We start from the raw sequence: 23,982 nt of genomic DNA, 5'->3' as shown, positions 1-23,982 counted from the left end.
GCCGCCGGCCGGCGTCCGGCGGTGACGGTCGGCTACGACCGGGGGCGCACCAGACCCGACTCGTACGCCAGCACCACGGCCGGCACCCGGTCAAGCGTGCGCGCACCGACCCCGGGCGCGCCCGCCCCCCATCGCGCCCGGGACGGGCCCCGGGTCACTCGTCGGCGCCCGCGTCCCACCGTCCCCGGGACGGGTGCGGGGTCACTCGTCGGCGCCCGGCGCCGCCGGCCCGGAGCGGGCGTCGGTGAGCGGGTCGGCGGGCGCGGCCACCGGGAACGGCGGCGGGGTGCCACCGAACGTGGGGCAGAGCGCCTGGTGGCTGCACCAGTCACAGAGCCGACTCGGCCGGGGCCGGAAATCCTGCCGGGCCGTGGCCTGCTCGATGGCCCGCCAGAGCGCCACCACCGTGCGCTCGAAGCGCAGCAGCTCGTCCGCGTCCGGAGAGTAGTCGCAGACCTCGGCGTCCTTCAGGTAGAGCAGCCGCAGCACCCGCGGCACCACGCCACGGGTGCGCCACAGCACCAGGGCGTAGAACTTCAACTGGAACAGCGCCCGCGCCTCGAACGCCTCCCGGGGCGCGCCGCCGGTCTTGTAGTCGACCACCCGCAGCGCGCCGTCCGGTGCCACGTCCAGCCGGTCCAGGTAGCCGCGGATCAGCAGCTCGTCGTCGACCACCGCGGAGATCAGGCTCTCCCGCTCGGCCGGCTCCAGCCGGCGCGGGTCCTCCACCGCGAAGTAGCCCTCCAGCAGCGCCGCCGCCGCGCGCAGGAACTCGGCGGTGGCGGCCTCGTCGCCCGCGTCGAACAGCCCGGCCAACTCGGGCTCCTCGGTGACCAGCCGGTCCCACTGCGGGGCCACCAGGTCGCCGGCCGCCGCCGGGGTGCGCGCCGCCGCCGGCAGGTCGAACAGCCGCTCCAGCACCGCGTGCACCAGCGTGCCCCGGGCCTGCTCCACCGACGGCCGCTCGGGCAGCCGGTCGATGCTGCGGAAGCGGTAGAGCAGCGGGCAGGTCTTGAAATCCGCGGCCCGCGACGGCGACAGCGAGGCCCGCACCGTGGGCGGCAGCGCCGCGCCCGACCCGCCGGGGGTGGGAGCTTCCTGTCCGTCGATCACCGGTTGCGCCGTCATGCCCGGAAGGTTAGGGCACCGGTGTGACAGCCGCGCCGTCGCCGCACCGGAGCATGATCCGTCCCGCGTAGCATCGACCCGGTGGACCAGCAGACCCGGCCAGCGCGCCGACCCGGGCGGCGCCGCAGCCTGACCGTGGGGCGGGTGTTCGGGGTGCCCCTGCACCTCGACGCGTCGATGCTGCTGCTCACCCTGGTGGTCACCGTGATCTACGCCGAGTTCGCCCGGGACCGGCTCGGCCTGCCCCCGCTCGGCGGCTACCTGATCGGGCTCGGCTTCGTGGTGTCCCTGCTCGGCTCCGTGCTGCTGCACGAGCTCGGCCACGCGCTCACCGCCCGCCGGCACGGCATCGGCGTCCGCGGGATCACCCTGGAACTGCTCGGCGGCTACACCGAGATGGACCGGGACGCCCCGAGCGCCCGGGTCGACCTCCAGGTGTCCCTGGCCGGGCCGGCGGTCTCCGCCGTGCTCGGGCTGCTCGCCGTCGGCGCCACCCTGGCCCTGCCCCCGCACACCCTGGCCCACCAGTTGGCGCTGCAACTGGCCCTGAGCAACGTCGTCGTCGCGCTGTTCAACATCCTGCCCGGGCTGCCGCTGGACGGCGGCCGGGCGCTGCGGGCCGCCGTCTGGGCGCTCACCCGCGACCGGCACCGGGCCACCGAGATCGCCGGCTGGGTCGGCCGGGCCGTCGCGGTCGGCACCGCGGTCCTGGTCGTGCTGCTCACCCTGGCCCGGATCCTCGTCCCGCTCGCGCTGCCACTGATGCTGCTCGTGGTGTTCACGCTCTGGCGCGGCGCCGGCCAGTCCATCCGCTACGCCCGGATCAGCCGCCGCTTCCCCCTGGTCGACCTGCGCCGGCTCGCCCGGCCGGTGCTGGCCGTGCCCACCGGCACCCCGCTCGCCGAGGCGCAGCGCCGGCGCGACGCGTACTCCCCGCCCGGCGCGGCGGTCGGCGTGGCCGACGGCGCCGGACGCACCGTCGCCCTGCTCGACCCGGTCCGGGCCGGCCGGGTGCCCGCCGAACGCCGCCCCTGGGTGGCGGTCGACGAGGTGTCCCGGCCGCTGACCCAGCTACCCGTCCTGCCGGTCGGCCTGGACGGCGAACAGGTGATGGAGATCGTGCAGACCCACCCGGGCGCGCAGTACGTGGTGACCGCAGGCGAAGATGTCGTCGGCGTTCTGCACATCGCGGATCTGGCGCAGCTCCTGGAACCCAAACGGAAGATGAACACGTGACCGCACATCCCTCCACCGTCCCGGCCGATCCTCCCGTGCACCGGGGGCCGTTCCGGCCGGGTGACCGGGTGCAGCTGACCGACCCGAAGGGCCGGATGCACACCGTGACGCTGGAGCCCGGCAAGGAGTTCCACACCCACCGCGGGATCCTCAAGCACGACACCCTGATCGGGCTCCCCGACGGCAGCGTCGTCACCACCGCCGGCGGCGGCACCGCCTTCCTGGCCCTGCGGCCGCTGCTGTCGGACTATGTGCTGTCCATGCCGCGCGGCGCGCAGGTCATCTACCCGAAGGACTCGGCGCAGATCGTCGCCATGGGCGACATCTTCCCCGGCGCGAAGGTGCTCGAGGCCGGCGCCGGCTCCGGCGCGCTGAGCTGCTCGCTGCTGCGCGCCGTCGGGGTCGGGGGCGAGCTGCACTCCTGGGAGGTGCGCGACGACTTCGCCCAGATCGCCCGGCGCAACGTCGAGGCGTTCTTCAACGGCCCGCACCCGGCCTGGCACCTCACCGTCGGCGACGTCGCGCAGTGCGCGGAGACCGGCTTCGACCGGATCATCCTCGACATGCTCACCCCCTGGGAGACCCTCGACATGGTCGAGCGGGCGCTGCTGCCCGGCGGCGTGTTCATCGGGTACGTCGCCACCACCCCGCAGCTGTCCGAGCTGGTGGAGGCGCTGCGCGAGCGCGGCGGCTGGACCGAGCCCCGGGCCTGGGAGTCGCTGGTGCGCGACTGGCACGCCGAGGGCCTCGCGGTCCGGCCCGACCACCGCATGATCGCGCACACCGCGTTCCTGGTCTCCGCGCGCAAGCTCGCCCCCGGCGTCACCGCCCCGCCGCGGCGGCGCAAGCCGAGCAAGGGCACCGAGGCGTACGCGCAACGGCGGCAGGCGCTGCGCGAGGCCGAGGCGGCCCGGCAGGCCGCCGCCGGCGCGGAGGGCGGCGCGGCGGAGCCTGAGCAGCGGTGATCCCGCCGGGGTGGCGGGACGGGACGAACCGGGCGACGGAGCCGGGCCGCCCCGCCACCCGGACGGTGTGCCGGGCGGGTGCAGGCGCCCGCGCGCGCGGGCGTATCGTTCCGCCGGGCGTGGACCGGCCTTGGGGAGGCGGTGGCATGGACGGGTGCAACGGCGTCCGGCGCGGTGGGGTGGGGCCCCGCCGGCGGACCGACCGGTCGGGGGCGGTTGCGTGAGCCGACCCGGCTTCAACGGTGACGTGCCCGCCGTCTTTCCCGACTGGTCGCCGTACCAGGATTTGGAGTCCGCCGCCCGGGCCTACCTGCGCGACCCGGACGTCGCCCTGGAGGCCCTCGGTGGGGTGCTGCGCGGCGCCTCGGTGCTCGGCTTCACCCTGGAACGCTTCGTCAACGAGGTGAACGGGGTCTGGCAGGAGGTCGTCGTCTGCGACGGCAGCCGGCTGGTGCTCTGGCACGGCGAGGACGTCCCGCCGGGGGAGGGGCCGCCGGGTTCGATGACCTCGTCGCTGCGGGTGGTGCCGGTCTCCACCGTCACCGAGGTGGGCTGCCGGCGGCGGCTCACCCGGGCCGAGAACGGCGAGATCCGGGTCGACAGCATCGACGTCTACCTGCTGCTCAGCTCGCTGGACGAGGCGCCGCCGGGCGACGAGATCGCGGCCGCGCCGCGGCACGACGCGCTGCGCTTCGGCAAGACCCTCGACGACGGTGGCGCCGGGCAGATCGCCCGGCTGGAGGAGTTCGCCCGGCTGGTCGCCTCGGTGGTCGGCCGGCCGGTGCTCTGACGGGTGACGCCAGGTGTTGGGAATTGTGCGCAACGTCACTCAGGTGACGGCGCGGCTCACTCCTCGTCGGCCTCCGGGCCGGCCACCTCGACCCCGTCGCCGGCGCGCACCACGTGGATGCACTCGCCCGGGCACTCCTTCGCCGAGTCGATCACCTCGAGCCGCAGGTGCTCCGGCACGTCGACCCGGCTGCCCGGGGCCAGCCGCAGCTCCCCGTCGGCGCCCTTGACGTACGCCAGGCCGTCGACGTCGAACTCGAAGACCTCCGGCGCGTACTGCACGCAGAGGCCGTCGCCCGTGCAGAGATCCTGGTCCACCCAGACCTGAAGCTGGTCCGTCGCGACCTGCGCCACCGCTGCACCCCCCATGTTCTCCCGTCCCACGCCCCGACGGTACCCGAACGCCCGGACCGGCCCCTTCCGGCGTCCCTTGGCGATCAAGGTTCGGTGACGAGGGCGTTGCGTGGGACCGAATCGCCCTCACAGCGGCTAGTGTTAGGCAAGAACGTTCAAGCCCCCGGGGAGGTGGGACGTGGCACGCAGCGACGACGCGGACTCGCGCGCCGCACGGTGGGAGAAGGAGGCCCACGATCTCTCCACGCAGGTCGCGTTCCTTCAAGAGGAACTCGCTCTGGTGCGGCGCAAGCTGACCGAAAGCCCCCGACACGTCCGGCAGCTCGAAGAGCGGCTGGCCGCCACCCAGGCGCAGTTGGCGCGGCTGACCGAGAACAACGAACGGCTCGTGAGCACCCTCAAGGAGGCTCGCGCGCAGATCGTGACGCTCAAGGAGGAGATCGACCGCCTCGCGCAGCCACCGAGTGGTTACGGCGTCTTCCTGGCCAAGCACGACGACGGCACCGTGGACGTCTTCACCGGCGGCCGCAAGCTCCGGGTCGCCGTCTCGCCCTCGCTCGACACCGACGAGCTGCGGCGCGGCCAGGAGGTTCTGCTCAACGACGCGCTCAACATCGTCGACGCGTTCGGCTACGAGCGGGTCGGCGAGGTGGTGATGCTCAAGGAGGTGCTGGCGGGCCCCGACGGCGCACCGGGCGACCGGGCGCTGGTGGTCTCGCACTCCGACGAGGAGCGCATCGTCCACCTGGCCGAAACCCTGATCGGCAGCCCGATCCGGGCCGGCGACTCGCTGATGATCGAGCCCCGCTCGGCGTACGCGTACGAGCGGATCCCGAAGAGCGAGGTCGAGGAACTGGTCCTGGAGGAGGTGCCCGACGTCGACTACTCCGACATCGGTGGCCTGCACTCCCAGATCGAGCAGATCCGCGACGCGGTGGAACTGCCCTTCCTGCACGCCGACCTGTTCCGCGAGCACCAGCTCCGGCCGCCGAAGGGCATCCTGCTCTACGGCCCGCCCGGCTGCGGCAAGACGCTCATCGCCAAGGCGGTGGCCAACTCGCTGGCCAAGAAGATCGCCGAGCGGGAGGGCAAGGAGCGGCACACCAGCTTCTTCCTCAACATCAAGGGCCCGGAGCTGCTCAACAAGTACGTCGGCGAGACCGAGCGGCACATCCGGCTGATCTTCCAGCGGGCCCGGGAAAAGGCCGGCGAGGGCACGCCGGTGATCGTGTTCTTCGACGAGATGGACTCGGTCTTCCGCACCCGCGGCTCCGGCGTCTCCTCCGACGTGGAGAACACCATCGTCCCGCAGCTGCTCAGCGAGATCGACGGCGTCGAGGGGCTGGAGAACGTCATCGTGATCGGCGCCTCCAACCGGGAGGACATGATCGACCCGGCCATCCTGCGCCCCGGCCGGCTCGACGTGAAGATCAAGATCGAGCGTCCGGACGCCGAGGCGGCCAAGGACATCTTCTCGAAATACATCCTCTCCGGCCTGCCGCTGCACCCCGACGACCTCACCGAGCACGGCAACGACCCGCAGTCCACGGTGGCGGCGATGATCGACGCCGTGGTGCTGCGGATGTACTCGGAGACCGAGGAGAACCGCTTCCTCGAGGTCACCTACGCCAACGGCGACAAGGAAGTCCTCTACTTCAAGGACTTCAACTCCGGCGCGATGATCCAGAACATCGTCGACCGGGGCAAGAAGATGGCCATCAAGGAGTTCCTCACCTCGGGCCGCAAGGGGCTGCGGTTGCAGCACCTGCTCGACGCCTGCGTCGACGAGTTCCGCGAGAACGAGGACCTGCCCAACACCACAAACCCCGACGACTGGGCCCGCATCTCCGGCAAGAAGGGCGAACGGATCGTCTACATCCGCACGCTCGTCTCCGGCGGCAAGGGCGCCGAGGCCGGCCGGTCCATCGAGACCGCCAGCAACACCGGCCAGTACCTGTAACGAACGCACCACGGAGGCCCGCGGCACCCGCCGCGGGCCTCCGCGCGTCCCGGCCCGCGCGGCGACACCACCGGCCCGCGCCGCCGCCACACCCCCATCCGCCGTCCCGGCGACTACGCTCGACATGACGGGGGGACCGGGACGGCGAGCAGAGCGGTAGGTCGGATGAGCGTCAGACGGATCATGGGCACCGAGGTCGAGTACGGCATCTCCGTGCCGACCCAGGCCGGTGCCAACCCGATGGTCACCTCCTCGCAGGTGGTCAACGCCTACGGGGCCCGCCCGGAACTCAACCGGGGGGGCCGGGCCCGCTGGGACTACGAGGAGGAGTCGCCGCTGCGCGACGCCCGCGGCTTCACCTACTCCGGCGCCGCGTACGACCCGGCGGAGGCGCTCGCCGACGAGGACCTCGGGCTGGCCAACGTCATACTGACCAACGGCGCCCGGCTCTACGTCGACCACGCCCACCCCGAATACTCCACCCCCGAGGTGACCAACCCCCTCGACGTGGTGCGCTGGGACAAGGCGGGGGAGCGGGTGATGGCCGAGGCCGCCCGCCGGGCCGCCACCATCCCCGGCACCCAGCCCATCCACCTCTACAAGAACAACACCGACAACAAGGGCGCCAGCTACGGCTCCCACGAGAACTACCTGATGCGGCGGCAGACCCCGTTCGCCGACATCGTGGCGTACCTGACGCCGTTCTTCGTCACCCGGCAGATCGTCTGCGGGGCCGGCCGGGTCGGCATCGGGCAGGACGGCGGCTCCAGCGGCTTCCAGATCTCCCAGCGCGCCGACTTCTTCGAGGTCGAGGTCGGCCTGGAGACCACCCTCAAGCGGCCGATCATCAACACCCGGGACGAGCCGCACGCCGACGCCGACAAGTACCGCCGGCTGCACGTCATCATCGGCGACGCCAACCTGTCGGAGGTCTCCACCTACCTCAAGGTCGGCACCACCGCGCTGATCCTCACCATGATCGAGGAGAAGGCGCTCGGCCCCGACCTGGGCATCGCCGACCCGGTCAGCGAGCTGCGCGCGGTCAGCCACGACCCGTCGCTGGCGCACCGGATGCGGCTGCGCGACGGCCGCCGGCTGACCGCCCTGGACCTCCAGTGGGCATACCTGGAACGGGCCCGCTCCTTCGTGGAGGACCGGTACGGCGCCGACGTGGACCCGCAGACCGCCGACGTGCTGGACCGCTGGGAGAGCGTGCTGGACCGGCTCGGTCGTGACCCGTTCGAGTGCGCCGACGAGCTCGACTGGGTGGCCAAGCTGCGGCTGCTGGAGGGCTACCGGGAGCGGGAGAAGCTCGGCTGGGGCTCGCACAAGCTCCAGCTGGTCGACCTCCAGTATTCCGACGTCCGCCCGGAGAAGGGCCTCTACCACCGGCTGGTCTCCCGCGGCTCGATGAAGACCCTGCTCACCGACGAGCAGACCCGCACCGCGATGACCGAGCCGCCGGCCGACACCCGGGCCTACTTCCGGGGACGCTGCCTGGCCCAGTACGCCTCCGAGGTGGTCGCCGCGAGCTGGGACTCGGTCATCTTCGACGTGGGCCGCGAGTCGCTGGTCCGGGTGCCGATGATGGAGCCGGAGCGGGGCACCCGCGCGCACGTCGGGGAGCTGTTCGACCGGTGCGCGAGCGCCAAGGACCTGCTGGAGGCGCTGACCGGCGGGTGACCGCCGTACCCGGTGAGCCCGCCGTGCGCCGCGACCCGGCGCGCGGCGGGCTTTTCGTCGCTCCCGCGAGGTAAGTTCATCGCAGGGCGATCGTGGAGGAGGACCTGATGGCGCAAGAGGGCGGCCAGACCCAGTCCGGCAAGTCGACCCAGGGCGAGGAGGTCGAGGAGGCCACCGCGCAGGCCAACCCCGAGGTGGCCGAGCGGCACGCCGAGATCACCGAGGACGTCGACGACCTGCTTGACGAAATCGACTCGGTCCTGGAGGAGAACGCAGAAGAGTTCGTGAGGGGTTACGTACAAAAAGGAGGTCAGTGATCATTCCGGGGCAATTCAGACATGGCGCCTCGTTCGGGTGATCAGGATGGCCGCCGCCGTTGCCGCGACTGCGGGGAATGGAAGCTGCTCGAGGAGTTCTGCGCGAGCAGCAAGCGTCCCAGCGGTCGTGGCAGCTACTGCAAGCCGTGCTTCAACACGCGTTCTAAGGCCAGCTACGCCAAGCGGGTGAAGACCCAGTACAACCGTGAGGTGAAGCGTGCCCGGGAAGTCCCTGATGGGCACCGCTTCTGCGCGGATTGTGGAACCGTCAAGCCCGTGGCTGACTTCCCCCGCAACCGCTCCGACAGCAGTGGGTACGCCACCTACTGCAAGCCCTGCCACAACACCCGCACGCGGGAAACCAAGCAGCGGCTCTACGGCGGCAACCGTGAATACCACCTGCGCCAGCGCTACGGCGTCGGGCAGAAGGAGTTCGACGAGCTTCTCGCCGAGCAGGGCGGGGTCTGCGCCATCTGTGGCGGCGAAGATCCTCAACATCTGGACCACGATCATCGCACCGGGTGGGTGCGCGGGATACTCTGCTTCAACTGTAACGGCGGTCTTGGCCAGTTCCGGGACAGCCCCACGGCCCTGGCCAGGGCGATCACGTACCTGAGAGGAACCACGTGGCAGCGGCTTTTGATCCATCCGGGCGTCTACCAGATGTGTTCACCAACGCGGGGACGTCCTCCTTCACCACGTTCCTGAGCCGGGTGGCCCCCGAGATGCTTCCCGGCCGCCGGCCGCTGCCGCCGGGCATGGCCGCCGACCTGGCGCCGCACGCCACCACGATCGTGGCCATCTCGGCCGCCGGCGGCGTGGTGATGGCCGGCGACCGGCGCGCCACGATGGGAAACCTGATCGCCCAGCGCGACATCGAGAAGGTGCACCCGGCCGACGCGTACTCGCTGGTCGGCATCGCGGGCACCGCGGGCATCGGCATCGAGCTGATGCGACTGTTCCAGGTGGAGCTGGAGCACTACGAGAAGATCGAGGGCGCGATGCTCTCCCTCGACGGCAAGGCCAACCGGCTCGCCTCGATGATCCGCGGCAACCTGGGCGCGGCGATGCAGGGCCTGGCCGTGGTCCCGCTCTTCGCCGGCTTCGACCTGGCCGCCGCCGACCCGAACCGGGCCGGCCGGATCTTCAGCTTCGACGTCACCGGCGGCCCGTACGAGGAGACCGGCTACGACGCGATCGGCTCGGGTTCGCTGTTCGCCAAGTCGGCGCTGAAGAAGCGCTTCCGCGCCGGCCTGTCGGTCGACGACGCGGTCAAGCTGGCGGTCGAGGCGCTCTACGACGCGGCCGACGACGACACCGCGACCGGTGGGCCGGACCTGACCCGCCGGATCTACCCGGTGGTGATGACGGCGACCGCCGAGGGCACGCACCGGCTCACCGACGCCGAGACGGCGGCGATCGCCGAGGCCGTGGTGGCCGGCCGGATGGAGAACCCGGGCGGCTGAGCCGCCCCGCCCCGCAGCACCCCAGCAGTCGTCAGCACAGCGCCCTGAAGGAGAACCGCCGCCGTGGCCATGCAGTTCTACGCCTCGCCCGAGCAGATCATGCGCGACCGCTCCGAGCTGGCCCGCAAGGGCATCGCCCGGGGTCGGAGCGCGGTGGTCCTGAGCTATGCCGACGGGGTGCTCTTCGTCGCGGAGAACCTCTCCAGCGCCCTGCACAAGGTCAGCGAGATCTACGACCGGATCGGCTTCGCCGCCGTCGGCCGGTACAACGAGTTCGAGAACCTGCGCCGGGCGGGGGTGCGGATGGCCGACCTGAACGGCCTGAGCTACGACCGGCGGGACGTGACCGGCCGGGCGCTGGCCAACGCGTTCGCGCAGACCCTGGGGGCGATCTTCACCGAGCAGTCGAAGCCGTTCGAGGTGGAGATCTGCGTGGCCGAGGTGGGCGCCACCGCGGACGACGACGAGCTTTACCGGCTCACCTACGACGGCTCGGTCAACGACGAGCCGGGCCGGATGGCGATGGGCGGTCAGGCGGACGCGATCGCCGGGGTGCTCAAGTCGCAGCACCGGCCGGACATGTCGCTGGGTGAGGCGGTCAAGGTGGCGGTGGCCGCGCTGGGCAGCGTGGGCGGGGAGGGCGGCGCCTCCCGGACCATCGCCGCGAATCAGCTGGAGGTGGCGGTGCTGGACCGGCGCCGGGTGGGGCGTACGTTCCGGCGGATCACCGGCGCGGCGCTGACCGCGCTGCTGGAGGGCGACCAGGCGGCGGACGCCGCGCCGGCGCCCGGGGTGGCGAAGACCCCGACGACGCCGACGGAGGAGGCGCACAAGCCGACCACGTCGGCCGGCTCGGCGGACCTGGAGGGCCAGCAGGCCGACCAGCCGGAGGGCTAGGTGCTCCTGGGGCGGGCGCGCAGCCCGCCCCAGAGCAGCAGGATGCAGCCGGTGATCAGCACCGGTTCGAGGGCGAAGGCGGCGGCCAGTCCGTGCCGGTCGGCCAGGCTGCCGAGCAGGTAGGGGGCGGCGGCGGCGAACAGGCCGAGGACGAGCTGGGAGCGGGCGTTGGCCTGGTCCTCGCGGCCGGGGGCGGCGTCGAGGGTGAGCGCGAGCGCCAGCGGATAGAGGTTCGCGATGCCCACCCCGCACAGGAACAGCCCGACGATGGCGACGGTGGGCTGGTCGGTGAGCCAGAACAGCGCGAAGCTGCCGGCGGTGCCCACGAGCGAGGCGTAGAGAAGGGTGACGCTGCGCCCGGGGCGGCGGGTGAGCGCCGCGCCCAGCAGCCGTCCGATCAGGATGCCGAGTAGGTTGCCGCTCAGCGCGGTGCTGGCCGCGGCCGCGGTCAGGCCGGTGTCGAGGAGCAGTTGGGGCGCGAAGTACACCAGGCAGAACTCGATCGCCGAGCTGGCCGCGGTGAGCAGGGCGAACAGCCAGCAGGCCAGCGGCAGCCGGCCGGCTCGGCCGGCCGCGCGCCGGCGCGGTGTCGTCGGTAGCGGCTGGCGCCGGTAGCGCAGGAACAGCACGGCGAGGACGGCGGCGGGCAGGGCGAAGGTGACGCGCCAGCCGACCGCGGTGGCCGCCAGCGCGCCGAGGACCAGTGGGGCGACCACCGCGGACGCGCCGGCGCCGATGTTGGCCTCGGTCAGGGCCCGGTCCCGGCGAGGGCCGTGCCGGTCGGACAGGGTCGCCTGGAGCACGGCGAGCAGCATCGTGCCGGCCAGCCCCAGCACCCCGGCGCCGAGCAGGGTGACGGGCACGTTGCCGCCGAGGGTGAACAGGGCGGCGCCGATGGCGCTGACCAGCGCGGCGCACCACAGCAGGGTGCCTCTGGCCAGGCGGCGGGCCGCCCACGGGAATCCGATGCCGGTCAGCACCGCGCCGGCCGACCAGAGCACCGAGTAGCCGCCGAGCAGCGAGTAGGAGAAGCCCAGCTCGTCGCGGAGCAGGGTGAGTGCCGGCCCGAAGGCGTACAGCCAGAAGGTGAAGCAGCCCAGCGCCGCGTACGAGAGCAGGGTCGGCGCGTCCCGGACGAAGGCGGCCGGCCGGGGTGGTTCTCCGCCCGGGCCACCGGGTGGCGCCGGGGCTGGCGTGGGAAGGGCCTTCCGGCGCTCTGTGTATCGATACACAAGTAGAGTGTGCGCCATGGACCGCCCCGCCCACAACCCGAGGCGGCGCCCGACGATGGGCGACGTGGCCCGCGCCGCCGGGGTGTCGCCGATGACCGTCTCCTACGCGTACTCCCAGCCCGGCCGGGTCTCTTCCGAGGCCACGGCGAAGGTGCGGGCGGCGGCCCAGCGGCTCGGTTATCCCGGGCCGCACCCGGCGGCCCGCTCGCTGCGTCGGGGGCGGGTGGGCTCGCTCGGTGTGGTGCTCGGCGAGCGGCTGAGCTACGCCTTCGACGATCCGCAGGCGGCCCGCTTCCTCGCGGGGGTCTCCGACGTGTGCGCCGCCGAGGGCGTCGGCCTGACCCTCGTACCGATCACCGGCGCGCCGTCCGACGCCTGGCGGGTCGCCCAGGCCGCCGTGGACGGCTTCGTCGTCTGGACCACCAGCGACGACGATCCGGTGCTGGACGCCGTCGCCGACACCGGCCTGCCCGCGGTGGTCCACGCCGGCCCGGACCGGCCGGGGATGGCCGTGATCGGCATCGACGACCGCGCCGCGGCCGCCGCGATCGGAGCGGTGGCGTTCGCGGCGGCCCGGCGTCCGCTGGTGCTCGGCTTCCCGCTCGACCGCGCTCGCGCCCGCCGGCTGCTCACCGGCGACGAGGTGCCGGACGTCCGGTTCCCGGTCACCCGCCGGCGCTGGGAGGGTTTCCGGGACGCGTGGACGCGCGCGGGCCACCCGGCCGCGCGGCTGCGACTGGCCGTGTGCCCGGTCAACCGCGGCGCCGAGGGCGAGTCCTTCGCCGGTGAGCTGCTCCGGGGGGACGACCCGCCGGACGCCATCGCCGCGATGAGCGACGAGCTCGCCCTCGGGGCGCTGCGCGCCGCGGCCGGCGCCGGCCTGCGGGTGCCCGACGACCTGGCCGTGACCGGCTGGGACGACAGCGACCCGGCCGCGCCCGCCGGGCTGACCACGCTGGCGCAGTCCCTGCGCGAGCAGGGCGCGCACTGCGCCCGTACGGCGCTCGGACTCGACCCGACGCCCGCGCCGCGACACGAGTGGCGGGTCGTGGCGCGGACGACCGCCCGGCCGCCCGAGCTGACCCGCGGGCGGCCGGGCGGATGACGAGGAGGCGCATACCGCCCTGGGGTGGCGGCGGGCGCCTCGGGATGCGCCGACATGCCGCAGGGTGCCCGGCGGGGTGGCGGATGCGCCGACATGCCGCAGGTGGTGCGTGTCCCGGGGGTGGACCGCGGCGCTTCGGGTGATCGAGCACTGCCCATCCGGCTCCTCGGGCGGCTAGTGTCACATCATGGAGCGGCGAATCTTCGGCCTCGAGACCGAGTACGGCGTCACCTGCACCTACCGCGGGCAGCGCCGGCTTTCCCCCGACGAGGTCGCGCGGTACCTGTTCCGGCGGGTGGTGTCGTGGGGCCGGTCGAGCAACGTGTTCCTGCGCAACGGCGCCCGGCTCTATCTGGACGTCGGCTCCCACCCGGAGTACGCGACCCCCGAGTGCGACTCGGTCACCGACCTGGTCGCCCACGACCGGGCGGGGGAGCGGATCCTGGAGGGCCTGCTGGTCGACGCGGAGAAGCGGCTGCACGACGAGGGCATCGCCGGTGAGATCTACCTGTTCAAGAACAACACCGACTCGGCCGGCAACTCGTACGGCTGCCACGAGAACTACCTGGTGTCCCGGCACGGGGAGTTCGGCCGGCTGGCCGACGTGCTGATCCCGTTCCTGGTCACCCGGCAGCTGATCTGCGGGGCGGGCAAGGTGTTGCAGACGCCGCGCGGGGCGGTCTACTGCCTCTCCCAGCGGGCGGAGCACATCTGGGAGGGGGTGTCGTCGGCGACCACCCGGAGCCGGCCGATCATCAACACCCGGGACGAGCCGCACGCCGACGCGGAGCGGTACCGCCGGCTGCACGTGATCGTCGGTGACTCGAACATGAACGAGGTCACCACGCTGCTGAAGGTGGGCAGCGCGGACATCGTGCTGCGGATGATCGAGGCCGGGGTGGTGATGCGGGACCTGACGCTGGAGAACCCGATCCGGGCGATCCGCGAGGTGTCGCACGACATCACCGGCCGGCGCAAGGTGCGGCTGGCCTCCGGCAAGGAGGTCAGCGCCCTGGAGATCCAGCAGGAATACCTGGCCAAGGCGACCGAGTTCGTGGAGCGCCGGGGCGGGGACCAGACCGGCAAGCGGGTGGTGGAGCTGTGGGGCCGGGTGCTGCGGGCGGTAGAGACCGGTGACCTGGATCCGGTGGCCCGGGAGATCGACTGGGTGACCAAGCTGAAGCTGATCGAGCGGTACCAGCGCAAGCACGACCTGCCGCTGTCGCACCCGCGGGTGGCGCAGATGGACCTGGCCTACCACGACCTGCGCCGGGGGCGCGGGCTCTACGGGCTGCTGGAGCGGCGCGGCGAGGTGGACCGGATCGCCACCGATCCGGAGATCTTCGAGGCGAAGGAGACCCCGCCGCAGACCACCCGGGCGCGGCTGCGCGGTGAGTTCATCCGGCACGCGCAGGAGAAGCGGCGGGACTTCACCGTCGACTGGGTGCACCTGAAGCTGAACGACCAGGCGCAGCGCACGGTGCTCTGCAAGGACCCGTTCCGGGCGTACGACGAGCGGGTGGAGCGGTTGATCGCCAGCATGTGACGCTCGGCCGCCGGCTGGTGCGAGGCACCGGCCGGCGGCCGACCGGTAGGCTGGCGGCGCGATGAACACTTCCGAATCCTCCGACCGCGACCGCGGCGCCGAGAAGGCCAACTGGATCGACCGGCGGCGGGAGAAGATCCGCGCCGAGGTCGAACGCAACCGGCGTGGCGAGTACACCGTGCCCACCTGGGTGTTGGCGGCGGCGCTGGTGTTGATCGTCGGCGGCTGGCTGGCGTTGATCCTCTTCGTGGGCTGAGCCGCCGGGGGCCGGCGCCGCTCGGCCGCCCGGTGCCGCCGGGGCGCCTGGCGTCAGTTGTACGGCATGCTCGGGAACCAGCCGATGCCGAAGTGGGCGGGCACCCGCAGGTCCCAGTAGACGACGGTGAACACACCCAGGGCGACCAGCAGCGCGCCGGCGACCAGGGTGGCCCGGCGGGGCTGGGCGATCCAGCGCAGGAACCCGCCCCGGCTGACGACCACCGCGAGCGCGATGAGCAGGGTGACCAGCAGGATGTTGCCCAGCGACTGGAGGGTGAAGGCGAGCGCCCCGTACAGCGGGTTGCCGGTCTCGGCGGCCCAGTGGAAGAGCTTGTTGAACAGCGGGTAGGGGCGCCCGACGAGGAAGCCGCCGACCAGCGCGCCCATCAGCACCACCCGGGCGACGGGCCGGCCGGCGAGGACGTCGGGGAGCAGCCCGAGGGTGGCCAGGCCGAGGTAGGTCAGGACCAGCCCGATGACGCCGAACACCACGAACGACTGGATGAGCCGGACCGGCACGCCGTCGACCACCTCGGTGGACAGCTGCGGCAGCCGGTCGCCGAGGAGTACGCCGATCGCGCCGTAGCCGGCGGAGACCGTGACCATGCCCAGGGCGAGCCAGCCGACCGGCCGGAGCAGGGACCGCAGGGCGGCGCCGGTGCCGTGGGCGCCGGTGGCGCCGGAGACCTGGCTCATCGGTCCGATCGAGGCGGCCATCGCGATGTTGCAGGCGGTGAAGGTGCCGGCGAAGCCGGAGACGAACGCGAAGAGCAGGCCGGCGAGGGTGCCGCCGATCGCGGTGCCCTTGGCGTCGTGGCCGAGCACCGTGTTCGCCACGTTGTCGCCGATGACCGAGTCGACCAGTTCGAACGACCAGAGGACGGCGAGCAGGATGCCGGCGGCGGCGCTGAGCAGCGCCACCCGGCCGGGGTGCGCGGGCCGGTGGTCGGGGGTGCCGACCGGGTGCTGGGTCTGGGGGAGTTCGCGCAGTGCCATGACGCCTCGCATTCGCAGACGGCCGCACCGGGTCGCGGTGGTCGGGGCCGGCGGCGGTGCCGGTCGCGGCGGTCCGGGCCGGTGCGGACGGGTTCCGGGTACCTGCTTCAGGATCCGGCGGCGCTCGGCGGCGGCACGTCTCCGAGGGTGCGCAGGTCGGCCCGGGGTGCGCACGACGGAAGGTGCGCCCGACCGGGGGCGGATGGGAGCGTCGAACCGGCGATCGTGCGACGACCGGAGGGTGCCGTGACCGCACATATCGATCTTGGTCTGGACGAGCGGGTCCACCCGGGCATCAACGGGCCGATGCGGTTCCGCCCGGAGACCGCCCGGCCGCTGAACGACCTCGCGGAGGTGCTGCTGCGCGCCCCGCACCCGACGCTGACGGCGGGTGAGCGGGAGCTGATCGCCGCGTACGTGTCGGGCCTGAACGAGTGCACCTTCTGCTGTTCGTCGCACTCGGCGTTCGCCGCCGCGCAACTGCCGGCGGGGATGTCCCTGGTGGAGCAGGTCCGCCGGGACGTCGACTCCGCGCCGGTGAGCGGGAAGCTGCGGGCGTTGCTGCGGATCGCGGCGGCGGTGCGGCGCGACGGCCGGGAGGTCACCACCGAGCTGGTCGAGGCGGCCCGGGACGCGGGCGCCACCGACCTGGAGATCCACGACGCGGTGCTGATCGCCGCCGCGTTCTGCATGTTCAACCGCTACGTCGACGGTCTGGGCACCTGGGCGCCCCGCGACCCGCAGGTGTACGCGCGGGCCGCCGACCGCATCGTCGCGCACGGCTACCGGGCGGACTGAGTCCGGTCAGCCGAGCAGGCGTACCGCGTGCCGGCCGGCGGCGGCCGCGGCCAGGAAGTAGGCGTGGTCGGCGTCGAGCCCGCGACCCATGGTGGACAGCCTGACCGGGCTGGCCCGCAGCGCCGCGTCGAGGCCGTCGGTGGGCACGGTGACGACGGTGTGCCGGGCGGCGAGCGGGACCAGCGCCGCGTGCACCTGCGCGGCGAGCGCCGGGTCCAGGCCGTCGGGCACCACCAGGTCCGCCGCCGCCAGCGCCACCCGCCCGTACGCGGTGAGGCTGTGGTGGGACACGCCGCGGTGCCGGGGTCGGGGGTCGGCGTCCGAGACGCGCAGCGAGCCGACCGGTCGGCCGCCCAGCGTGGCGACGGCGTTGACCGCCTCCCCGACGGCCACCCCGGAGAACCCCCACCGGGTGCCGGTGCCCAGGTTGCCCGGCCCCTGGGCGACGATCGCCAGGTCGGCGCGCAGCACGTGCCGGGCGGCGAGCAGGCCGCTGTGCAGGGTGCTCGCCTCCAGGTCGCCGCCGAAGGCCTGCCCCACGCTGATCGTGCCGGCGAGGTGACCGGCGAGCCCGGCGAGGGTGCGGGAGAACCAGGCGGGCAACGCCCCGCCGTCGGTGAGCAGGTAGGCCACCCGCGCGTCGGGCGCGTCGGCCCGGATCCCGGCGAGCACCGCCGGCAGGGCCGAGTGCAGGTCGGCGGTGACCACCGGCATGCCGCCGACGTCCTCCGCCGCGGCGAGCAGGTCGTGGTGCGGGGAGGCTTCCTCGTCCACCCCGAGCAGGATCGGCTGCAACGGGGTGTAGCGGGCCTTGACCAGGTGGCCGGCGTCGCGGGTGTCGCCGGCCTGCGGCGGGTCCGCCGGCAGCCGGTCGGGCAGGGCCACCACCAGGGCGTACCCGCCGGTGCCGAGGCCCATCAGCAGGGCGCCGGCGTTGAGCAGCACCCGGTCGCCGGGCTGCGGCTCGCCGACCAGGGCCGGGTAGGCCAGGGCGCGCACGGCGGTCGAGTCGGCCAGGGTGACGTCGAGTTCCACCGCGCCGGCCCACCGCCGCCGTACCGCCGTGACCGCACCGGCCCGCCATCGCACCATGACCGGCACGCTATCCGCGCCGGTGCCGCCGCCGTCGCCCGGGTCCGCCCGCGCCGTCACGGCTCGTCGGTGGATTCCTGGGTACGCCGGGCGTGGCGCCCGTCGAGGCGGGTCAGCGAGCGGGTGGGATCGAGGAAGACGTACGCCACCTCCGGGTAGCGGGCGGTCAGCCGCCGTTCGGCCTCGTCGGCGGCGGCCTCGATGTCGGCGCCGGTGGCCTCGTCCAGGAAGTCGACCTTCGCGGCGACCAGGATGTCCTGCGGGCCGAGCTGCATGGTCATCAGCGTGTCGATCCGGTCGACGGTGGGCAGGCCGGCCAGGTCCCGTTCGATCTCGCGGTGTACCCGTTCGGGGACCGCCCGGCCGACCAGCAGCGAGATGTTGCTCCGGGCCAGGATGACGGCGACCACCAGCAGCAGCACGCCGATCAGGATGGAGGCGAGCCCGTCGTAGAGCTCGTCGCCGGTGAGCTGGGACAGGCCGAGTCCGACGCCGGCCAGCAGCAGGCCGATCAGCGCGGCGCTGTCCTCCAGGAAGACCGCCTTGACGGTGGTGTCGGCGGTCAGCCGGAGGAACCGGCGGGGGGTGGTCATCCAGCGCCGGGACTCACGCCGGATCTGGCGGGTGGCCCGGGTCAGCGACACCGCCTCGATGACGAAGGAGATCGCCAGTACCACGTACGAGGCGAGGTAGTTGCCGCTGTGCTTGTGCACGAGGATGGTGGTGACGCCGTGGGTGATGGCGAAGCCGGCGCCCGCGACGAAGGTGAACACCGCGGCCAGGAACGCCCAGACGTAGCTCTCCTTGCCGTAGCCGAACGGATGGCGGGTGTCGGCCGGCCGGGCGCCGCGGCGCAGCGCCAGGAAGAGCAGCACCTCGGTGGTGGTGTCGGCGACCGAGTGGGCGGCTTCGGAGAGCATCGCGGCGGAGCCGGAGATCAGGCCGGCGACCAGCTTGGCCACGGCGATGGCGAGGTTGGCCGTGCCGGCCACCACCACCGTGCCCACGCTCTCGCTCTTCGCTTCGGCTTCCGACGGCATGCGGATCACCCTAAGACCGCGACCGCGTCCCCCGTGGGGTGTCTCCGGGTGTGGCGCACGGCGCGGCACGCCCGCCGGGGTACCCGTGCCGGCCGTGCGGGCTGCTAGCGTCTACCCGTGTCGCGGACCCGCACCGAACGCCTGGTCAACCTGGTGATCTGCCTGCTGTCCACGCGACGGTTCCTGACCGCCGCGCAGATCGCCGCGACCGTGCCCGGGTACGAGCACGACCCGGACGACGCGAAGGACCACGAGGCGTTCCAGCGCAAGTTCGAGCGGGACAAGGCCGAGCTGCGTGAGCTGGGCGTGCCGCTGGAGACCGGGACGGCGAGCGTGTTCGACGCCGAGCCCGGCTACCGGATCGCCCCCCGGGAATACGCGCTGCCCGACATCCCGCTCGAACCGGACGAGGCCGCCGCGGTCGGCATCGCCGCCCGGCTGTGGCAGCACGCCGGCCTGGCCGCCGCCGCCTCCTCGGGGTTGGCCAAGCTGCGCGCCGCGGGGGTCGACGTGGACCCGCAGGCCACCCTGGGGCTGGAGCCGATGGTGACGGTCGACCCGGCGTTCGCGCCGCTGACCGCCGCCGCCCGGGATCGGCGGGAGGTCACCTTCGACTATCGGGTGCCGGACCGGGACGCCCCGACCCGACGCCGGTTGCAGCCGTGGGGCGTGGTCTGCTGGCGGGGCCGGTGGTATGTGGTCGGCCACGACCTGGACCGGGCGGCCACCCGCTGCTTCCGGCTGTCCCGGGTGGTCGGGGCGGTCCGGCCCAGCGGCGCGCCGGACAGCTACCGGCCGCCCGCCGACGTCGACCTGATCAGCCACGTCGCCCGCTGGTCCGGGCCGGTCGAGCGGACCGGCCGGGCCACCGTGCTGGTCGCGCCGGGCCGGGCGGCCGGGCTGCGCCGCTGGGCGGTGCGCGCCGACACCGGGCCGGACGGTGACCGGCTGGTCCTGCCGTACGCCGACGCGGACTACCTGGCCGGCCAGATCGTCGGGTACGGCCCGGAGGTGCGGGTGCTCGACCCGCCGGAGGTGCGGGAGGCGGTCATCCAGCGGCTCAAGGAGATCGCCACCCGGCACGACGACCTGGCGGTGGCCGGGGGTGCCCGGTGACCCGCCCGGCCGTGGCGCGCGGCTCCCGCGCCTCGGCGGACCGGCTGGCCCGGCTGCTCAACCTGGTGCCCTACCTGCTGGCCCGGCCGGGGATCGAGATCGCCGAGGCGGCCGGTGACCTGGGCGTCACCGAGCGGCAGCTGCGCGAGGATCTGGAACTGCTCTGGGTGTGCGGGCTGCCCGGTTACGGGCCGGGTGACCTGATCGACATGGCGTTCGACGGCGACCGGGTGACGATCACCTACGACGCCGGGATCGACCGGCCGCTGCGGCTCACCCCCGACGAGGCGCTGGCCCTGGTGGTGGCGCTGCGGATGCTCGCCGAGACGCCCGGGGTGGCCAACCGGGAGGCCGTCGAGCGGGCCCTGGCCAAGATCGAGGACGCGGCGGGCGACCTGGCCGGCGCGCCGGTGGAGGTGCGGCTGCCGGGCGACTCCGCCCGGGTCCGCGAGCTGCGCGCCGCCGTGGAGCGCGGCCGGGCGCTGCGGATCACCTATTACACGGCGGCCCGGGACGAGACCACCGAACGGGTCATCGACCCGCTGCGGATGCTGATGGTCGGCGGCCGGGCGTACGTGGAGGCGTGGTGCCGCCGGGCCGAGGCGGTGCGGTTGTTCCGGGCCGACCGGGTCGACGCGGTGGTGGAGCTGGACGACCCGGCCGTGGTGCCGCCGCAGGCCCGCCCGCAGGATCTCACCGACGGGGTGTTCCGCCCGTCACCGGACCTGCCGCTGATCACCCTGCGGATCGGCCGGGGGGAGCGGTGGATCACCGAGTACTACCCGTGCGAGCGGGTGGTGGCCGACGGCGAGCAGTGGCTGGTGTCGCTGCGGGTGACCGACCTGGGGTGGGCGCGGCGGTTCGTGGTCGGGCTGGGCCCGGAGGTGACCGTGGTCGCCCCGGCCGAGCTGGCCGAGCAGGTCCGCGCGCAGGCGGTGGCCGCGCTGGAGGCGTATGCGACGCCGCCGACCCCCGCCGACCCGGCGGTGGCCGCGCGCACCCAGTAGGCTGGCCGCCGTGGTGAAGTGGATCGTGCTCGCGCTGGTGCTGGTCCCGCTCGTCGTGCTGGCCCTGTCGGCCCGGCCCGTGCTGGGGCGGCTGCCGCGGCTGCGGCGGGCGGCGGTGGCCCTGCAACGCCGGCAGGCCGAGGCCGAGGCACTGCGGGAGGCCGCCGAGGTGCTCACCGAGCGCGCCGAGGCGCTCCAGCGGCGGGCGGAGACGGCGCAGCAGCGGGTGGAGCTGATCAAGGCCAAGCGGGGCGAGTGATCGATCGCGGTCGGTCGACCCCGGGTTCAGCTGCGGGTTCGCCGCCCGGTTCGGGCCCGGACGATCCCGGTAGGTGGTTGACGGGACACTCGACGGTGGTCAAGACTTCACCGGCCGGGACCCATCAGCGGCGGACCGGCGGGTGGCAACGGCCCTCGACGCACGTACGATGGGCTGCGACCGACCCTTCGACACAGAGCGACTGGAGCTTCCCATGGGTGCCCTCAAGCCGTGGCACATCGCCGTACTCGTGGTCGTGCTGATCCTGCTCTTCGGCGCGAAGCGGCTCCCCGACGCGGCCCGCTCGCTGGGCCGTTCGCTGCGGATCATCAAGGCGGAGACCAAGAGCCTGCAGGACGACGACCGCGACCTGGCGGAGAAGGCCGACGCCCAGTCCGGCTACCAGCCGCTGCCGCCCCAGCAGCAGTACGCGCAGCCCCAGCCGGGCTACGCCCAGCCGCAGCAGCAGCCCTACGCCCAGCAGCCGTACGCCCAGCCGCAGCAGCAGCCGGTCGCCCCGCCGGTCGACCCGGTGCAGCGCGTCCGCGACAACTGACCGAAGGGCCCCGCCACCGTGGCCTTCGCCCTCCGCAAACGCGGCCCGAGCAACTTCGAACGGGCCTCCGACGGCTCGATGACGCTCATCGAGCACATCCGTGAGCTGCGCAACCGGCTCTTCCGTGCCTCGCTGGCGATCCTGGTCGGCTTCGGCTTCGGCATCTGGCTGGCGACGCCGGTCCGCAAGCTGCTCTCCGAGCCCTACTGTGACCTGCCGCAGGCACAGGACCCGGAGACGGGCGTGTGCAAGTTCGTCCAGCTCGGCGTGGCGGACGTCTTCCTGCTGAACCTCAAGATCGGCCTCTGGGTGGGGTTGATCATCGCGGCGCCGATCTGGCTCTACCAGCTCTGGGCGTTCATCGCCCCCGGCCTGCACCGGCACGAGCGGCGCTACGCGTACGTCTTCACCGCCCTGGCCGCGCCGCTGTTCGCGGCCGGCGCGGTGCTGGCCTTCTTCGTCACCACCAAGGGCCTGGAGTTCCTGCTCAACATCTCCGGTGACGACATCGCCACCACCCTCGAGGTCACCCGTTACATCTCCTTCGTCACCAACCTGATCCTGCTGTTCGGGGTGGCGTTCGAGTTCCCGCTGATCGTGCTGATGCTCAACTTCGTCGGGCTGGTCAGCGCGAAGCGGCTGCTGGGCTGGTGGCGGATCGCGGTCTTCGTGTTCTTCGCCTTCTCCGCCGTGGTCACGCCCACGCCGGACCCGTTCGGCATGACCGCCCTGGCGATCTGCCTCTGCGCGCTCTACTTCGCCGCGGTCGGGGTGGCGTTCCTCAACGACCGCCGCCGGGGCCGAGGCAAGGAGATCTACTCCGACCTGGCCGACGACGAGGTGTCCCCGCTGGACCTGACCCCGGAGCCGGTCGAGGCCGGCCAGCGCGTCGACGGCGTCACCCCGGTCGACGCCCCCGACCCGGTCGCCGCCCCGGCCCCCATCGAACGCCGCTACGACGACATGACCTGACCGCCCCGGCCCCGACCCGCCGAACGCCGCCCCGCCTCCGGGGCGGCGTTCGCCGTTCCCGCCACCTCTCCCACCCACCCCGCCTTCCACCCGCGTTGATCAAGGGGTTTGCGTCACCCGAGAGCTCGGATTCCGACGCAAACCCCTTGATCAACGCGGGCAGGCGCGGGGCCGGGGTGCGGGGAGGGGTGGACCCGGGGGGTGGGGGAGAGCGGGGGTGGGGGGCGGCCTAGGCTGGGCGGCATCGTTCGTGGACGGACACAAAGGAGCGTCGGTGACGAACCCCTCCACCAGCGCCGGCACCGCCGGCCTGGACACCAGCGTCGCGCACTCGGCCCGGCTGTGGAACTACCTGCTCGGCGGCAAGGACAACTTCGCCGCCGACCGGGAGGCCGCGGAGCAGGTCCTCGCCCTCATGCCGGAGCTGGTCCAGTCGGCCCGGTTCAACCGTGAGTTCCTCGGCCGGGCGGTCCGCCACCTGGCCGGCGAGTGCGGCATCCGCCAGTTCCTGGACATCGGCACCGGCCTGCCGACGGCCAACAACACCCACCAGGTCGCCCAGGCCGCCGCGCCGGAGTCCCGGGTGGTGTACGTCGACAACGACCCGATGGTGCTGGTGCACGCCCGCGCCCTGCTCACCAGCAGCCCGGAGGGGGCCACCGACTACATCGAGGCCGACCTGCGCGACCCGGAGCGGATCCTGGCCGAGGCGGCCCGCACCCTCGACTTCGACCAGCCGATGGCGATCATGCTGCTGGGCATCCTCAACTTCGTGGTCGACGACGACGAGGCCACCGCGATCGTCCGGCGGCTGGTGGCGGCGATGCCCGCCGGCAGCTACCTGGTCGTCTCGCACCCGACCCGCGAGGTGAACCCGGAGGCGGTGGACCGGGCGGTGCAGATGTGGAACGCCGGCGGTTCGGCGCCGATGGCCGTGCGCACCCCGGCGGAGATCGCCCGCTTCCTCGACGGGCTGGAGCTGCTCGAACCGGGCCTGGTGACCTGCTCCCGGTGGCGGCCGGACGGCAACGACACCACCCCCACCTCGGAATACTCCGCGGTCGGCCGCAAGATCGGCTGACCGCCGCCGGGCCGCCCCGCCCGCCGCCGTGCGGGTGGGGCGGGGTCAGGGCCGACGGTGTCCCGCGCCCGCCCGCCCGCCGTGTGCGGGTGGGGCGGGTCGGGCCGACGGCATCGCGCGCCCGCCCGC

Annotated in this window: 25 protein-coding genes; 19 read left to right on the top strand and 6 right to left on the bottom strand. The window is 73.4% G+C overall.

Annotated elements, in window-relative coordinates:
* Positions 1 to 201: 201 nt before the first annotated feature.
* Positions 202 to 1,128, bottom strand: coding sequence for a PD-(D/E)XK nuclease family protein (locus K7640_RS27865; RefSeq protein WP_222957901.1), 927 nt, complete (start codon positions 1,126 to 1,128; stop codon positions 202 to 204).
* Positions 1,129 to 1,209: 81 nt separating this feature from the next.
* Here K7640_RS27865 and K7640_RS27860 point away from each other — a divergent pair, with 81 nt between their 5' ends.
* The 3 genes from K7640_RS27860 (at position 1,210) to K7640_RS27850 (ending at position 4,119) form a co-directional block, all read left to right on the top strand.
* On the top strand, positions 1,210 to 2,364 hold the full coding sequence (locus K7640_RS27860; RefSeq protein ID WP_374198135.1) for a site-2 protease family protein: 1,155 nt from the start codon (positions 1,210 to 1,212) through the stop codon (positions 2,362 to 2,364).
* Positions 2,361 to 3,329: a tRNA (adenine-N1)-methyltransferase gene (locus tag K7640_RS27855; RefSeq protein WP_222957900.1), complete on the top strand. Its 969-nt coding sequence runs from the start codon at positions 2,361 to 2,363 to the stop codon at positions 3,327 to 3,329. The genes K7640_RS27860 and K7640_RS27855 overlap by 4 nt, the downstream gene beginning before the upstream one ends.
* 220 nt (positions 3,330 to 3,549) lie before the next feature.
* A complete protein-coding gene (locus K7640_RS27850; protein WP_222957899.1) occupies positions 3,550 to 4,119 on the top strand; it encodes a hypothetical protein in 570 nt (189 codons plus the stop codon).
* Between the two features lie 56 nt (positions 4,120 to 4,175).
* Here the strand turns inward: K7640_RS27850 and K7640_RS27845 are convergent, their stop codons facing one another.
* Positions 4,176 to 4,472, bottom strand: coding sequence for a ferredoxin (locus K7640_RS27845; protein WP_222957907.1), 297 nt, complete (start codon positions 4,470 to 4,472; stop codon positions 4,176 to 4,178).
* A 178-nt stretch (positions 4,473 to 4,650) separates the two neighbouring features.
* Here K7640_RS27845 and arc point away from each other — a divergent pair, with 178 nt between their 5' ends.
* The 6 genes from arc (at position 4,651) to prcA (ending at position 10,795) form a co-directional block, all read left to right on the top strand.
* Entirely contained in the window at positions 4,651 to 6,432 is a 1,782-nt protein-coding gene (gene arc, locus K7640_RS27840) for a proteasome ATPase (protein ID WP_222957898.1), read from the top strand.
* Positions 6,433 to 6,597: 165 nt separating this feature from the next.
* Positions 6,598 to 8,115 (top strand): depupylase/deamidase Dop, encoded by a 1,518-nt coding sequence (dop, locus tag K7640_RS27835; protein ID WP_374198134.1) that lies wholly within the window; start codon positions 6,598 to 6,600, stop codon positions 8,113 to 8,115.
* A gap of 107 nt (positions 8,116 to 8,222) precedes the next feature.
* A complete protein-coding gene (locus tag K7640_RS27830; protein WP_222957897.1) occupies positions 8,223 to 8,432 on the top strand; it encodes a ubiquitin-like protein Pup in 210 nt (69 codons plus the stop codon).
* Between the two features lie 21 nt (positions 8,433 to 8,453).
* Positions 8,454 to 9,140 carry an endonuclease VII domain-containing protein gene (locus tag K7640_RS27825; RefSeq protein WP_222957896.1) on the top strand — a complete coding sequence of 229 codons (687 nt, stop codon included), beginning with the start codon at positions 8,454 to 8,456 and terminating at the stop codon, positions 9,138 to 9,140.
* Entirely contained in the window at positions 9,059 to 9,898 is an 840-nt protein-coding gene (prcB, locus tag K7640_RS27820; protein ID WP_222957895.1) for a proteasome subunit beta, read from the top strand. The genes K7640_RS27825 and prcB overlap by 82 nt, the downstream gene beginning before the upstream one ends.
* 63 nt (positions 9,899 to 9,961) lie before the next feature.
* Positions 9,962 to 10,795, top strand: coding sequence for a proteasome subunit alpha (gene prcA / locus K7640_RS27815; protein ID WP_222957894.1), 834 nt, complete (start codon positions 9,962 to 9,964; stop codon positions 10,793 to 10,795).
* Here the strand turns inward: prcA and K7640_RS27810 are convergent.
* A complete protein-coding gene (locus K7640_RS27810; protein WP_222957893.1) occupies positions 10,792 to 12,027 on the bottom strand; it encodes a sugar MFS transporter in 1,236 nt (411 codons plus the stop codon). The genes prcA and K7640_RS27810 overlap by 4 nt on opposite strands.
* 16 nt (positions 12,028 to 12,043) lie before the next feature.
* Here K7640_RS27810 and K7640_RS27805 point away from each other — a divergent pair, with 16 nt between their 5' ends.
* The 3 genes from K7640_RS27805 (at position 12,044) to K7640_RS27795 (ending at position 14,934) form a co-directional block, all read left to right on the top strand.
* Positions 12,044 to 13,132 carry a LacI family DNA-binding transcriptional regulator gene (locus K7640_RS27805; RefSeq protein ID WP_222957892.1) on the top strand — a complete coding sequence of 363 codons (1,089 nt, stop codon included), beginning with the start codon at positions 12,044 to 12,046 and terminating at the stop codon, positions 13,130 to 13,132.
* A 187-nt stretch (positions 13,133 to 13,319) separates the two neighbouring features.
* Entirely contained in the window at positions 13,320 to 14,678 is a 1,359-nt protein-coding gene (gene pafA / locus K7640_RS27800; protein ID WP_222957891.1) for a Pup--protein ligase, read from the top strand.
* Positions 14,679 to 14,739: 61 nt separating this feature from the next.
* Complete coding sequence (locus K7640_RS27795; protein ID WP_222957890.1) at positions 14,740 to 14,934, top strand: hypothetical protein; 195 nt, start codon at positions 14,740 to 14,742, stop codon at positions 14,932 to 14,934.
* Positions 14,935 to 14,987: 53 nt separating this feature from the next.
* On the opposite strand, the gene K7640_RS27790 is transcribed toward K7640_RS27795, so the two are convergent.
* On the bottom strand, positions 14,988 to 15,932 hold the full coding sequence (locus K7640_RS27790) for a hypothetical protein (protein WP_222957889.1): 945 nt from the start codon (positions 15,930 to 15,932) through the stop codon (positions 14,988 to 14,990).
* A gap of 306 nt (positions 15,933 to 16,238) precedes the next feature.
* Between K7640_RS27790 and K7640_RS27785 the strand changes: the two genes are divergently transcribed.
* Entirely contained in the window at positions 16,239 to 16,730 is a 492-nt protein-coding gene (locus K7640_RS27785; protein WP_222957905.1) for a carboxymuconolactone decarboxylase family protein, read from the top strand.
* 6 nt (positions 16,731 to 16,736) lie between these two features.
* On the opposite strand, the gene K7640_RS27780 is transcribed toward K7640_RS27785, so the two are convergent.
* The gene (locus K7640_RS27780) at positions 16,737 to 17,822 is read right to left on the bottom strand and encodes a DUF3866 family protein (protein ID WP_222957888.1); all 1,086 of its coding nucleotides are present in this window, start codon (positions 17,820 to 17,822) and stop codon (positions 16,737 to 16,739) included.
* A gap of 56 nt (positions 17,823 to 17,878) precedes the next feature.
* The gene (locus K7640_RS27775; RefSeq protein ID WP_222957887.1) at positions 17,879 to 18,862 is read right to left on the bottom strand and encodes a cation diffusion facilitator family transporter; all 984 of its coding nucleotides are present in this window, start codon (positions 18,860 to 18,862) and stop codon (positions 17,879 to 17,881) included.
* Positions 18,863 to 18,979: 117 nt separating this feature from the next.
* Here K7640_RS27775 and K7640_RS27770 point away from each other — a divergent pair, with 117 nt between their 5' ends.
* The 6 genes from K7640_RS27770 to K7640_RS27745 all read left to right on the top strand — a co-directional run bounded on the left by K7640_RS27770 (position 18,980) and on the right by K7640_RS27745 (position 23,853).
* On the top strand, positions 18,980 to 19,978 hold the full coding sequence (locus tag K7640_RS27770; protein ID WP_222957886.1) for a YafY family protein: 999 nt from the start codon (positions 18,980 to 18,982) through the stop codon (positions 19,976 to 19,978).
* Positions 19,975 to 20,985: a YafY family protein gene (locus tag K7640_RS27765; protein WP_222957885.1), complete on the top strand. Its 1,011-nt coding sequence runs from the start codon at positions 19,975 to 19,977 to the stop codon at positions 20,983 to 20,985. The genes K7640_RS27770 and K7640_RS27765 overlap by 4 nt, the downstream gene beginning before the upstream one ends.
* 10 nt (positions 20,986 to 20,995) lie before the next feature.
* Complete coding sequence (locus K7640_RS27760) at positions 20,996 to 21,244, top strand: hypothetical protein (protein ID WP_222957884.1); 249 nt, start codon at positions 20,996 to 20,998, stop codon at positions 21,242 to 21,244.
* Between the two features lie 214 nt (positions 21,245 to 21,458).
* Positions 21,459 to 21,800, top strand: coding sequence for a Sec-independent protein translocase subunit TatA (tatA, locus tag K7640_RS27755; RefSeq protein WP_222957883.1), 342 nt, complete (start codon positions 21,459 to 21,461; stop codon positions 21,798 to 21,800).
* Positions 21,801 to 21,818: 18 nt separating this feature from the next.
* Entirely contained in the window at positions 21,819 to 22,772 is a 954-nt protein-coding gene (gene tatC / locus K7640_RS27750; protein WP_222957882.1) for a twin-arginine translocase subunit TatC, read from the top strand.
* 274 nt (positions 22,773 to 23,046) lie between these two features.
* On the top strand, positions 23,047 to 23,853 hold the full coding sequence (locus tag K7640_RS27745) for an SAM-dependent methyltransferase (protein WP_308042794.1): 807 nt from the start codon (positions 23,047 to 23,049) through the stop codon (positions 23,851 to 23,853).
* Positions 23,854 to 23,982 lie beyond the last annotated feature (129 nt).

Source organism: Micromonospora sp. PLK6-60, from assembly GCF_019890675.1.
Lineage (GTDB): Bacteria > Actinomycetota > Actinomycetes > Mycobacteriales > Micromonosporaceae > Micromonospora.
The sequence above is the reverse complement of the archived record's forward strand: the minus strand, read 5'-3'. Positions and strand labels throughout refer to the sequence as shown.